We start from the raw sequence: 12,593 nt of genomic DNA, 5'->3' as shown, positions 1-12,593 counted from the left end.
GATCAGGGTGGAGGCCGGGTGAGCCGGCCTCCAGATGAAATATTAGGAGTGGTTGACCGACCATGGCGAAGACGACAGGCAAGACGCTGACTGTGAACAAATCCAAAGCCGAAGGGCAAGACAAGGCCAAGGAAAAGGCGGCGTCCAAGGCCGGGGAAACAGGTGGCGTCAAGGTAACGGTCAGGTCGGCAGGCCGGGCGCGCACCAAGGTGCTGGACGCCAAGGCTGTTGCCCGGACGGTCGACACTGATTTCGAGCCCGTGGTCGAGCCGGTCGAAGCAGCGGCGCCGGCCGAGAAGGCCAAGCCGGCCGCGAAGGCAGCCAAGAAGGCCGCCAAGACCGCGAAGGCTGCCTCTGCTGCCGAGAAGAAGGCCGCGGAGAAGAAACTCACCGACATGCTGGCCAAGCCCGCAGGCCGCCGCCCGGGCCGTCCGCCCAAAGAATCCAAGCAGGCCGAGCCTGCCGATGCCGATTTCGACGACGTGACCGACGACGTCGATGTCGAGCCCATCCCGGAAATCAAGATTCCCAAGGGGCGCGGCAAGCGTGGCAAGGCAGATCCCAAGGACCTCATCGCCCGTGGCCCGGTTTCGCCCGAAGAATACGAGGCGCGCCGCAACCGGTTGAAGCAGCTGATCAAGCTCGGCAAGGACCGCGGCTACCTCACCTACGGTGAAATCAACGACCACCTGCCGGATGACCTGGTCGACGCCGAAGCCATCGACGGCATCATCAGCACGTTCAACGACATGGGGATTTCGGTCTACGACCAAGCGCCCGATGCCGAAACCCTGTTGCTGAACGAAAACGCTCCCGTGGCTTCGTCCGACGACGATGCCGAGGAAGAGGCCGAGGCGGCGCTCTCCACGGTGGACTCCGATTTCGGCCGCACCACCGATCCGGTGCGCATGTACATGCGTGAAATGGGGTCGGTCGAGCTGCTGACCCGTGAAGGGGAAATCGAGATCGCCAAGCGCATCGAGGACGGCCTCAAGCACATGGTGATGGCGATCTCCGCGTGTCCGACCACGATCAACGAAATCCTCGAGCATGCCGAGCGCGTGCGCAATTCCGAGATCCAGATCGATGAAATCGTCGATGGGCTGATCGATCCGAACGACGGCGAGGAATATGCCGGTTCGGGCGTGAGCTCGAGCGACGACGACGAGGATGACGATGCCCCTGCGGGCGGCATGAGCAGCAAGCAGGTCGAAGAGCTGCGCGTCAAGTCGCTGGAGAAGTTCGACAACGTCAAGCGCTGGTTCGAGAAAATGCGGGAGGCGTACGAGCGCGACGGCTATAAGTCGGAAGCCTATGTCGCCGCGCAGGAAACCATCCTGCAGGAACTCATGGGCATACGCTTTACGGCCAAGATGGTCGAGCGCCTGGCCGACACCCTGCGCGGGCAGGTCGAAGAGGTGCGCCAGCTCGAACGCGCGATCATGCAGATCTGCGTGGATCGCGCCGGCATGCCGCGCAGCCATTTCATCAAGGCCTTCCCGGGCAACGAGACCAACCTGCAGTGGGTCATCGACGAAGTCAACGCCGGCCACGAGTACTCCGAGACCTTGTCGCGCCAGGTTCCGGCCATCCAGGAGCTGCAGCAGAAGCTGATCGACCTGCAGGCCCGCGTGGTGCTGCCGCTCAAGGACCTGAAGGAGGTCAACAAGCAGATGGCCACCGGCGAGGCCAAGGCCCGCAAGGCCAAGCGCGAAATGACGGAGGCCAACCTGCGGCTGGTGATTTCCATCGCCAAGAAGTACACCAACCGGGGCCTGCAGTTCCTGGACCTGATCCAGGAAGGCAACATTGGCTTGATGAAGGCGGTGGACAAATTCGAATACCGCCGCGGCTACAAGTTCTCGACCTATGCGACCTGGTGGATCCGGCAGGCCATCACGCGTTCGATCGCCGACCAAGCGCGCACCATCCGCATTCCGGTGCACATGATCGAGACGATCAACAAGATGAACCGGATCAGCCGCCAGATCTTGCAGGAAACCGGCGCGGAACCCGATCCGGCGACCTTGGCGCAAAAGATGGACATGCCGGAAGACAAAATCCGGAAGATCCTCAAGATCGCCAAGGAGCCGATCTCGATGGAAACGCCCATCGGCGACGACGACGATTCGCACCTGGGCGACTTCATCGAAGACACCACCACCCTGGCGCCGTCGGACGCCGCGCTGCACGAATCCATGCGCAGCGTCGTGAAGGAAGTGCTGGATTCGCTGACGCCGCGCGAAGCCAAGGTGCTGCGCATGCGGTTCGGCATCGAAATGAGCACCGACCAGACGCTGGAGGAAGTGGGCAAGCAGTTCGACGTGACGCGCGAGCGCATCCGCCAGATCGAAGCCAAGGCCCTGCGCAAGCTGCGTCACCCGAGCCGGGCCGACAAGCTCAAGAGCTTCCTCGAAGGGCAATGAGCTTCGCCCGCGCCTAGGCGACGCCTCCACGCCCCCCGCGCCGCAAGGCCGGGGGGCTTTTTCGTGGGCGCGCTGCGGCGGGCGTTCAGGCCGCGGCGGCTCCCGCCCGGCGGCGCGGGCTCGGAGGCGTTTCGCCTTCCAAGCCATGCTGTTCACGATAACGGGCGGCCTGGTCGGCTACCCATTGGGCGAACAGGCGCAGCGGCTCGTGGTCGGTCTTCCATTCCGGCAATACCAGGTAGTAATTCTTGTCCCGCACGGATTCGCGCTCGCAGGCGATGATCAGGCGCCCGGAGGCGAGCTCCTGCTCCACGATCAGGCGCGGCACCAGCGCAATGCCTTGCCCGTGGATGGCCGCCTCGACCAGCATGGAGAACAGCTCGTATTTCGGTCCGCTCAAGTCGTGCGGGTGGCTGACGTTCTGGGCGGCGAACCATTGGCGCCATGCGTACGGCCGGGTGCTCTGCTGCAGCAGGCGATAGGCCGAGAATTGCTCGGGCATGATGCGCTTGCGCACCCCAAGCAGCTTGGGAGAGCAAACCGGCACCAGTTTTTCCGGCATCAGGAAAACGGCTTCCGTGCCGGGCCACGGGCCGTCGCCCGCGTAGATGGCAGCGTCGAAGGGCGTGCCTTCGAACAGGAAAGGGCGACTCTGGGGCGTGATGTTGATCACGATGTTCGGTGCCTGGCGCTCGAAGTCCCCCAGCCGGGGCACCAGCCAGCGCGTGGCAAAGGTGGGGACGGATGCCAGCTCCAGCACGCCGCCCTCGCCGCGCCGAGCCATGATGTCCAGGGTGTCGCGCTCGACTTCGTCCAGCCTGCGCGCGACGACCTCCCCATAGGTCTGGCCGGCCTGGGTCAGCGCCACGCCTCGCTTGGTCCGGCGGAACAGTTTCAGCCCGAGGAAGGACTCGAGCCCGGCGATCTGCCGGCATATGGCGCTTTGGGTCAGCGACAGCTCCGCCGCCGCCTTGGTGAAACTCTGGTGACGCGCGGCCGCCTCGAAGGCGACCAGCGCGGCCGTGCTGGGAAGTTTGCGGCGCATCATCGGTCTCGCGGATATTCCATGCCCGTACTTTACCAAGTGCAGAAAACGCACAGGTTGATGAAAAGAACTCGTTTGGCGCCGACGCCGATTGCGTTTATCGTGCGTGTATTGCGCATGGGTTGAGGCCTGGATGGTCAGGTTTCGTTGCCCGCGGCTCTCTCCTGTTCCGACAACTTCTTGCGAGACATGAAACTTATGCACAAGCCCGCCTCTTTCAACTGGGCCGATCCCCTGTTGCTCGACCAGCAGCTCACCGACGAAGAGCGCATGGTCAAGGAAGCCGCCGCCGCGTACTGCCAGGACAAGCTCATGCCGCGCGTGCTGGAATCCTTCCGCCATGAGAAAACCGACCCGGCCATCTTCCGCGAAATGGGCGAGCTCGGCTTGCTCGGGCCGACGATTCCGGAGCAATACGGCGGACCGGGGCTGAACTACGTGAGCTATGGACTGATCGCGCGGGAAGTCGAACGCGTCGACTCTGGCTATCGTTCGATGATGAGCGTGCAGTCGTCGCTCGTCATGGTGCCCATCTACGAGTTCGGCACCGAAGCGCAAAAACAGAAATACCTGCCCAAGCTCGCGACGGGCGAGTTGATCGGCTGCTTTGGCCTGACCGAACCCAACCACGGCTCTGACCCCGGCTCCATGGTCACGCGTGCCACCAAGGTCGACGGCGGCTACCGCCTGACGGGCAGCAAGATGTGGATCACCAATTCCCCGATCGCCGACGTGTTCGTCGTCTGGGCCAAGCTCAAGGAAGAAGACGGCCAAGACAATATCCGCGGCTTCATCCTCGAAAAGGGCTGGAAAGGGCTGTCGGCACCCGCGATCCACGGCAAGGTGGGGCTGCGTACGTCCATTACCGGCGAAATCGTCATGGACGAGGTCTTCGTGCCCGAAGAGAACCTGTTGCCTAACGTGAAGGGGCTGCGCGGCCCGTTTACTTGCCTGAACTCCGCCCGCTATGGGATCGCCTGGGGCGCGCTGGGTGCCGCCGAGTACTGCTGGCACACCGCCCGCCAGTACGTGCTGGATCGCAAGCAGTTCGGCCGTCCGCTGGCCGCGAACCAATTGATCCAGAAGAAGCTGGCTGACATGCAGACGGAAATCACGCTCGGCCTGCAAGGCTGCCTGCGCCTGGGCCGCATGAAGGACGAAGGCACCGCCGCCGTGGAAATTACTTCCATCATGAAGCGCAACTCCTGCGGCAAGGCGCTGGACGTCGCCCGGCTGGCCCGCGACATGCTCGGGGGCAACGGCATCTCCGACGAGTTCGGTGTCATCCGCCACCTGGTCAACCTTGAGGTGGTCAACACCTACGAGGGCACGCACGACATCCACGCCCTGATCCTGGGGCGCGCGCAGACGGGCATCCAGGCGTTCTGCTGATCGTCGTGCGGCGGGGCGAAGTCAGGAGCGGCTCGCGCGTTCCGCCTCGTCCCCGCCCTTGAGCTTGCGCCACAGCGTCGCGGGGCTGATGCCCAAAATCCGGCAAGCTGCTGCCCGGTCGCCGTTGCAAGCCTGCAAGACGCGCCGGATATGCGCCGCCTCGCTGGCACGGGCGACTTCCTCGAGCGGCGCGAAAGTCGCCTCTTGTGCAGGCCCGGCCTCGCGGTTTCTCGCATCGTAGAGCTCCGGGACCGTGATTTCCAATTCCAGCTCCAGTTCCTTGCGGCTGACCTTGCGGCCTGCGTGCGAGACAGCCACGCGCTCGAGCACGTTTTCCATCTCGCGCAGGTTGCCGGGCCAGTCGTACTTCATGCACAGCGCCTTGACGAAGGCGGGGAGGCGCACGGGTCGCGCGATGCCGAGGCGCCGCTGCGCCCGCTGGTAGAGGACTTCCGCCAATTCTTCGATGTCGCCCTCTCGTTCGCGCAGGGGCGGCATGGCGATGCGCAGGATGTTGAGCCGGTAGAAGAGGTCGCGGCGGAATTCGCCGTTGCGCACCATGGCGTGCAGGTCGCGGTGGGTGGCCGCGATGACCCGGACGTTGACGGAAACGGGTTCCAAGGCACCGATGGGCAGCACCTGCTTCTCTTGCAGCACGCGCAGCAGCCGGACCTGCAACGCGAGCGGCATGTCGCCGATCTCGTCGAGGAAAATGGTGCCATTGTGCGCAGCTTCGAACAAACCCGTCTTGCCGCCCTTGCGCGCGCCGCTGAACGCGCCTTCTTCATACCCGAACAATTCGCTTTCGAGCAGCGGCTCGGGAAAGGCTGCGCAGTTGATGGCGACGAAGGGGAAGTCGCGCCGCGGGCTGGCACGGTGCATGCCCTGGGCGAGGACTTCCTTGCCCGTGCCGCTCTCGCCTTCGATCAGCACCGTCGAGCTCACATCGGCATACAGCCTGGCCAGTTCGCGTACGCGCTGGATCGCGGGCGAGCTGCCCAGTAGGTCATTCAATTCGTAGCGCGTGCCGGCCGGGCGCACCGTGGCACCCGTGCGCAGGTTGCGGTCTACCCGCTGGATGGCCTTCGCGTCTTGGGCGGTCACGATGGCGCCCAGGAGTTCGCCGCCGCTCTGGATGGGAATGCGGTTGAGGATCAAGACCTTGTCATTGACCTTCTGGATGGTTTCCAGCTCCTTCTGGCCGTGGCGCAGTGGGCCATCGAGCGAGATGGCCGGCACTTCCTCTTCCAGCCGGCGGCCGATGATTTGGTCCTGCCGCACGCCCAGGAGGCGCTCCATGGGCGGATTTAGGGATTGCACCCGGCCTTCCGCATCGACCGCCACCACGCCTTCGTTCAGGTGTGACAGCACCGTATTCAGGTACTCGCGCCGGCGCTGTTCGATGCGGGCCAGCCGCGCGGCCTCGATGGCGTCTTCCAGCGCCACGCGTATCGAGTTGGTGGAATAGAGGAAAACGCCGGCCAGGCCCTGCTGTTCGGCGAGGTCCGAAACCAGGCCCGGCCCGACGATGACCTCCATGCCGGCGCGCTTGAGCGCCTTGACCTGGGCCGCGGCGTCTTCCACGGTCACGTAGCTGTGGCTGGGGAAGTCCAGGCCGAAGGCCTGCTTGAACGCCTCCGTTTCGGGAAAGGTGGACGCGTGCGTGACCAAAGCGATGCGATTCGACAATTGCTTGGCAGTGGTCAGCGCATGCATGACGTCGAAGCCGGTGACCTTGATCAGGATCACGGGGACGTCGACGTGCTGTCGCAGGTAGGCGCCGTTCGAGCCTCCGGCCACCACGGCATCGACCCGTCCGCGCTTGGCCGCTTCGTTGATGGAGCGGGCGGCCTGCTCGAACCCTTCGTCGACGATGCGGAAATCGGCCTGGCTCGCGTAGGCGGGCGTGAGGTCGGCGAAGGCGCGTGCCACGCGGCTGATGCCCATGGCCCATATCGTAGGACGCGCAGAGCGGGTGGGGAGGGCGGCGACGGAGGGCATGGTCGGATCGCGAAGTTGGTATCAGATTTGATTATAGGGATTTCAAATTTGAAATGGCTAGGTGCGCGCCAAGCGCAGTGGCGGAGCGCGGCCTCGGGGGGCAAACGCAAGGAGCCCCGGGCATTGCGGCCCGTGCGAGGCCATCGGCGGTAGACGCGCGTGGCGTGGCACAGTCTTTGCAGTAAGCTGGCATTTCCATCGAACGAGTTTCATCATGGCCCAACCGACTTCCCCGGGCGCCCGCTTCCGGCAGGCGCTGCAAGACGAGCATCCATTGCAAGTCATCGGCACCATCAATGCCAACCATGCGCTGCTGGCCAAGCGCGCGGGTTTCCGTGCGATCTATCTTTCCGGCGGCGGCGTGGCGGCCGGTTCGCTGGGGCTACCCGACCTCGGCATCAACACGTTGGATGACGTGCTGACCGACGTGCGCCGCATCACCGATGTCTGTGACCTGCCCCTCATGGTGGACATCGACACCGGTTTTGGTCCCTCCGCCTTCAATATTGCCCGGACGATCAAGAGCCTCATCAAGTTCGGCGCGGCCGCGTGCCACATCGAAGACCAGGTCGGCGCCAAGCGGTGCGGCCATCGTCCCGGCAAAGAAATCGTCTCGGCCGCGGAGATGGTCGATCGCGTGAAGGCGGCGGCCGACGCCAAGACGGACCCGGACTTTTTTCTCATCGCCCGTACCGATGCCATCGCCGTCGAGGGCCTGGATGCCGCCATCGAGCGCGCGCTGGCCTGCGTGGAAGCGGGTGCCGACGGCATCTTCCCCGAGGCGGCGTACGACCTCGAGACGTACCGCAAGTTCGCCGAAGCCGTGAAGGTGCCCGTGCTCGCCAACATCACCGAGTTCGGCAAGACGCCGCTGTTCTCGGTCGACGAGCTGCGCAGCGCCGACGTCTCCATGGTGCTGTACCCGCTCTCTGCGTTCCGGGCCATGAACAAAGCCGCCGAGACGGTGTACACGGCAATCCGCCGCGACGGGCACCAGCGGAACGTGATCGACATGATGCAGACGCGGGAAGAGCTATACGATCGCATCGGCTACCACGCGTTCGAGCAACACCTGGACGACTTGTTCAAGAGCAAGAAGGGATGAGTGCCCCGCACGAATAACTGCTGAAAGGAGCGAGTGAGACGATGAGCGCAACGGTATCCAACCAGAAAGACCAGCCTGCTTCCGGCCCCAAGCCAAAGAAGTCGGTGGCGCTGTCAGGCGTGATGGCGGGCAACACCGCCTTGTGCACCGTCGGGCGCAGCGGCAACGACCTGCACTATCGCGGCTACGACATTCTCGACATCGCGGATGAATGCGAATTCGAAGAGATCGCCTACCTGCTGGTGCACGGCAAGCTGCCTAACCGCACCGAACTGGCAGCCTACAAGGCCAAGCTCAAGGCTTGGCGAGGCCTGCCCGCCAACGTCAAGGCCGCGCTGGAATGGCTACCGGCTGCCAGCCATCCCATGGACGTCATGCGCACCGGGGTCTCGGCGCTCGGCTGCGTGCTTCCCGAAAAGGACGACCACAACCTGCCGGGGGCACGCGACATCGCCGACCGCCTGATGGCCTCACTCGGCTCCATGCTGCTTTACTGGTATCACTACAGCCACCGCGGCGAACGCATCGAGGTGGAAACCGACGACGACAGCATCGGGGCACACTTCCTGCACCTGCTGCACGGCAAACCGGCCCCGGCGTCGTGGGTGCGCGCGATGCACACCTCGCTGAACCTGTACGCGGAGCACGAGTTCAACGCCTCCACCTTTACGGCGCGCGTGATCGCCGGCACCGGGTCCGACATGTACTCGGCCATCACCGGCGCCATCGGCGCACTGCGCGGCCCCAAGCACGGCGGCGCGAACGAGGTGGCCTTCGAGGTACAGAGCCGCTACGAGACCCCGGACGAGGCTGAAGCGGACATCCGGCGCCGGGTCGAGAACAAGGAAGTCGTCATCGGCTTCGGGCATCCCGTCTACACGGTGTCCGACCCGCGCAACCAGGTCATCAAGGAAGTGGCCCGGCGCTTGTCCAAAGAGTCCGGGAACACCAAGCTGTTCGAGATCGCCGAGCGCCTGGAGACCGTGATGTGGGACGTCAAGAAGATGTTCCCCAACCTCGATTGGTTCAGCGCCGTGAGCTATCACCTGATGGGGGTGCCGACTGCCATGTTCACGCCCCTGTTCGTGATCGCGCGCACCGCGGGATGGTCCGCGCACATCATCGAACAGCGCATTGACAACAAGATCATTCGCCCCAGCGCCAACTACGTCGGCCCCGAAAACCGCAAGTTCGTGCCGCTGGCCAAGCGCAAGTAATTACCGTCAACCCACCCGCAATGCGCGTATCGCGCACCCCAGGGCCTGCGCACCGGCGGCGCCGAATCGCAGGCTATCACGGGCGTCGCGATGCGCAGGGGAAACTTCATGTCTGCCGCGATAAGCAACCAACGACCCAAACCCGACCAAGTGCTCGTCGACATCGTCGACTACGTCCTGAAAAAACGCATTACCAGCAAGCTCGCCTACGAGACCGCGCGCAATTGCCTGATCGATACGCTGGGCTGCGGCCTGGAGGCGCTCGAGTACCCGGCGTGCACCAAGCTGCTCGGCCCCATCGTGCCCGGCACCGTGGTACCGAATGGCGCGAAAGTACCTGGCACCCAGTTCCAGCTCGACCCGGTCCAGGCCGCCTTCAATATCGGCGCGATGATCCGCTGGCTGGACTTCAACGACACGTGGCTGGCCGCCGAGTGGGGACACCCCTCGGATAACCTCGGGGGCATCCTGGCGACGGCCGACTGGCTCTCGCGCCAGGCCGTGGCCGCAGGCAAGAGGCCGCTGCTGATGAAAGACGTGCTCACAGCCATGATCAAGGCCCACGAGATCCAGGGCTGCATCGCCCTGGAAAACTCCTTCAACCGAGTGGGGCTGGATCACGTCGTGCTGGTCAAGGTGGCCTCGACCGCCGTGGTCGGCCAATTGCTCGGGCTGAACCGCGAGGAACTGATCAATGCGGTGTCGCTGGCTTGGGTGGACGGCCACAGCCTGCGAACCTACCGCCACGCGCCCAACACCGGCTCGCGCAAGAGCTGGGCCGCAGGCGATGCCACCAGCCGGGCCGTGCGGCTCGCGCTCATCGCCCGTACCGGGGAAATGGGCTACCCGTCGGTGCTGACCGCCAAGACCTGGGGCTTTTACGACGTGCTGTTCAAGGGCCAGCCGTTCAAATTCCAGCGCCCCTACGGCAGCTACGTCATGGAAAACGTGCTGTTCAAGATTTCCTACCCGGCCGAATTCCACGCCCAGACCGCGGTGGAGTGCGCCATGGAAATCCACAAACAGCTCAAGAAGCAGGGCCGCAGCGCAGAGGACATCAAGAAAATCACCATCCGCACGCACGAGGCCTGCATCCGCATCATCGACAAGAAGGGGCCGCTCAACAATCCCGCCGACCGCGATCACTGCATCCAATACATGGTCGCCGTGCCCATTCTCTTCGGCCGGTTGACCGCGGCGGATTACGAAGACGAAGTCGCCAAAGACCCGCGCATCGACCAGCTGCGCGACAAGATCGTCTGCGTCGAGGATCCTGCCTTCACCAAGGACTACCACGATCCCGACAAGCGCTCCATCGCCAACGCGCTGACCGTGGAATTCAAAGACGGCAAGAAACTCAAAGAGATCGTCTGCGAATACCCGATCGGCCACAAGCGCCGCCGCAAGGAAGGCATACCTCTGCTAGAGGCCAAGTTCCGGACCAACCTGGCGCGCCGCTTCCCGCCCAAGCAGCAACAGGCGATCCTAGACGTCTCGTTGGACCAGAAGACCCTCGAGGCGATGCCGGTACACGAGTATGTGGATTTGTATGTGATCTGACGAGCGCGAAGGGGCGGGGCTCCCCGGAACGACCGGGGAGAGTACTGCCTGGCGCGGGGCGGCACCGGCTGCGCCCCGCTCCCAAGTCGGTGTAGAATTGCGCCCTCGGGCCTCTAGCTCATGCCTGGTTAGAGCAGCGGACTCATAATCCGTTGGTGCTGGGTTCGACTCCCAGGGGGCCCACCAATTCAATCAAGCACTTAGGCCAACCGTTCGGGTTGGCCTTTTGCTGTGGGTTGTACCAGAACACGCTGGTCAGAACGGGCCAACTATGCGCGAAGCATCGCAATGAGCATAAGAACGATGATGATCGCGAATATGAGCCACGACATTCCGCGGGAGGAGGGCTTTTTGCCAAGGGCGCGTTGGCTTAGTGCGGGCGGTGGGAGCGGTGATTCCACCTTTGGGGCGGGTGCATTAGCGTTCTGCGTCGGTATTGGTGCCGTTTTTCTCGAGAACAAATGACTGGGCTCGGGCTGCGCGGAATGGTGCCCTTGATGTGCGGAGGGAGGGACGGCACGATTTGAATCGAAGGAAGAGGGCTCCGCGATTAGCGTAGGGTTGCGCTGAGCAGGAACGACATTAGCCCGAGGGAGGTTCGTCGTTTTTTCTCTCTCTGTTGTAGTTCGATTTTTCCGATCCAGAATTTCGGCTGTTGATTGTTGGTGGGCTTCCGTGGGCGGGGATAATCCCTCCTCATATTCGATAGGCGAGTCAGGCGCGCAGTCTTCTGTTTCCGCCAAGTCGAATATTCTTCCATGCTCTTGTTCGTGGCACGCTCTGCAAAGCGTCACCAGATTATGCTTTTGGTTGGTACCGTGATGGCTGAGGTACACGATGTGGTGCACGTCGAGAATGGTGTCCGTGGCGCCGCACGCTGTACATTTATAGTTGTCTCGTAGCCGAATTTGGCGGGCCACCTCTTCCCAATTCCTGTTGCGGCTAGTGTACCCGTCCATTCGTAGCAGGCCGCGGCGATATGCACGGATGAGGCGGAAGTCACGACTGCTATTACTGGGATTCTTCAGCAGCTTCGTGAGCCAGCCGTCCAATGCATCGCGCGCCGCTGCTTCCACGTCAGCGAGGATGCGTTGTGCTTTCTTTTGTCTCCACAGATCATCAGACAGGAGGTCTTTTTCTGCATTTCGGCGCATCCCGTTCGCAAGCTTCTCGGTCCATCTTTCAAGAGCGAATTTCGCTGGCTCCGGGGATTCATTGAGTACGCTCACACATCGCTTGCAAATAGCGATGTCCTTGGTTTCATATTTGAGTCTTTTGTATGAATGCAGACAGATACGACAGGTCGGCATAACCTTTACGTGTTTCCTACGACCACTGGAACGAGGTCGGCGTGGGAAGGAGGTTTTAGTGCACCTCGTTGGTCCCATTTCGACCAGGGAGGGCACTCATAAATAGTTGGCAGGGAGCCTCATTAAGTGAGTTTTCAAGTTTTGCATCAAAGTTTGCGAATGACCAAGCGCTTCCCTGCACCCCGATACGACAAATGACTTCTTTGGCGTTGCCACGTGATGGCTTCCACTACTGAACGAACCTTCTAACGTTCAGTACGTGCAGGTCGGTTGCGCATGCCTCTTTCCCGGGGACTGGAGACAACCCGACAAGCCTAATAAACCCATCTGCTGATGATCGGGCGAAAATTCCATGATGTGCACCAAAAAGCGTAGTGCCGCACAGAGCTGGCCAGAACCCAGTCTCATTCGCTTCGCCGGGTGCCCAAGGACTCGCCAACTGTCAGGCGACACCGTAAATTGACCCCCTAGCGACACGAGGAACTGACCCCCTCGTTCGCAAGGAGGCCATCGTTGGAAACGAAGCACATTGAGGTA

8 protein-coding genes and 1 tRNA gene are annotated in these 12,593 nt (G+C 62.8%); 6 read left to right on the top strand and 3 right to left on the bottom strand.

Annotation, left to right across the window (positions count from 1 at the left end; all coding sequences use genetic code 11):
• The first annotated feature begins 62 nt into the window (after positions 1–62).
• Complete coding sequence (rpoD, locus tag IRZ12_RS10400; RefSeq protein WP_296468074.1) at positions 63–2,426, top strand: RNA polymerase sigma factor RpoD; 2,364 nt, start codon at positions 63–65, stop codon at positions 2,424–2,426.
• 85 nt (positions 2,427–2,511) lie between these two features.
• Here the strand turns inward: rpoD and IRZ12_RS10395 are convergent, their stop codons facing one another.
• On the bottom strand, positions 2,512–3,474 hold the full coding sequence (locus IRZ12_RS10395; RefSeq protein ID WP_363322230.1) for a LysR family transcriptional regulator: 963 nt from the start codon (positions 3,472–3,474) through the stop codon (positions 2,512–2,514).
• A 195-nt stretch (positions 3,475–3,669) separates the two neighbouring features.
• On the opposite strand from IRZ12_RS10395, the gene IRZ12_RS10390 reads away from it, so the two are divergent.
• Positions 3,670–4,863 carry an acyl-CoA dehydrogenase gene (locus IRZ12_RS10390; protein ID WP_296468076.1) on the top strand — a complete coding sequence of 398 codons (1,194 nt, stop codon included), beginning with the start codon at positions 3,670–3,672 and terminating at the stop codon, positions 4,861–4,863.
• Between the two features lie 21 nt (positions 4,864–4,884).
• Here the strand turns inward: IRZ12_RS10390 and prpR are convergent, their stop codons facing one another.
• Positions 4,885–6,864 carry a propionate catabolism operon regulatory protein PrpR gene (gene prpR / locus IRZ12_RS10385; protein ID WP_296468072.1) on the bottom strand — a complete coding sequence of 660 codons (1,980 nt, stop codon included), beginning with the start codon at positions 6,862–6,864 and terminating at the stop codon, positions 4,885–4,887.
• 214 nt (positions 6,865–7,078) lie between these two features.
• Between prpR and prpB the strand changes: the two genes are divergently transcribed.
• The 4 genes from prpB to IRZ12_RS10365 all read left to right on the top strand — a co-directional run bounded on the left by prpB (position 7,079) and on the right by IRZ12_RS10365 (position 10,932).
• The gene (prpB, locus tag IRZ12_RS10380; RefSeq protein ID WP_296468071.1) at positions 7,079–7,969 is read left to right on the top strand and encodes a methylisocitrate lyase; all 891 of its coding nucleotides are present in this window, start codon (positions 7,079–7,081) and stop codon (positions 7,967–7,969) included.
• Between the two features lie 41 nt (positions 7,970–8,010).
• Positions 8,011–9,186 (top strand): 2-methylcitrate synthase, encoded by a 1,176-nt coding sequence (prpC, locus tag IRZ12_RS10375; protein ID WP_296468069.1) that lies wholly within the window; start codon positions 8,011–8,013, stop codon positions 9,184–9,186.
• Between the two features lie 108 nt (positions 9,187–9,294).
• The gene (locus tag IRZ12_RS10370) at positions 9,295–10,746 is read left to right on the top strand and encodes a bifunctional 2-methylcitrate dehydratase/aconitate hydratase (protein ID WP_296468066.1); all 1,452 of its coding nucleotides are present in this window, start codon (positions 9,295–9,297) and stop codon (positions 10,744–10,746) included.
• 107 nt (positions 10,747–10,853) lie between these two features.
• Positions 10,854–10,932, top strand: a tRNA-Ile gene (locus IRZ12_RS10365).
• A gap of 83 nt (positions 10,933–11,015) precedes the next feature.
• Here IRZ12_RS10365 and IRZ12_RS10360 read toward each other — a convergent pair.
• Positions 11,016–12,056, bottom strand: a complete 1,041-nt coding sequence (locus IRZ12_RS10360) for an HNH endonuclease (protein WP_296468064.1) — start codon at positions 12,054–12,056, stop codon at positions 11,016–11,018.
• Between the last annotated feature and the right edge of the window lie 537 nt (positions 12,057–12,593).

Origin of the sequence: Pigmentiphaga sp. (genome assembly GCF_019689535.1) — a bacterium.
Taxonomy (GTDB): domain Bacteria; phylum Pseudomonadota; class Gammaproteobacteria; order Burkholderiales; family Burkholderiaceae_B; genus Pigmentiphaga.
Note: the sequence above shows the minus strand (reverse complement) of the source record. Positions and strands in the feature narration are given on the sequence as shown.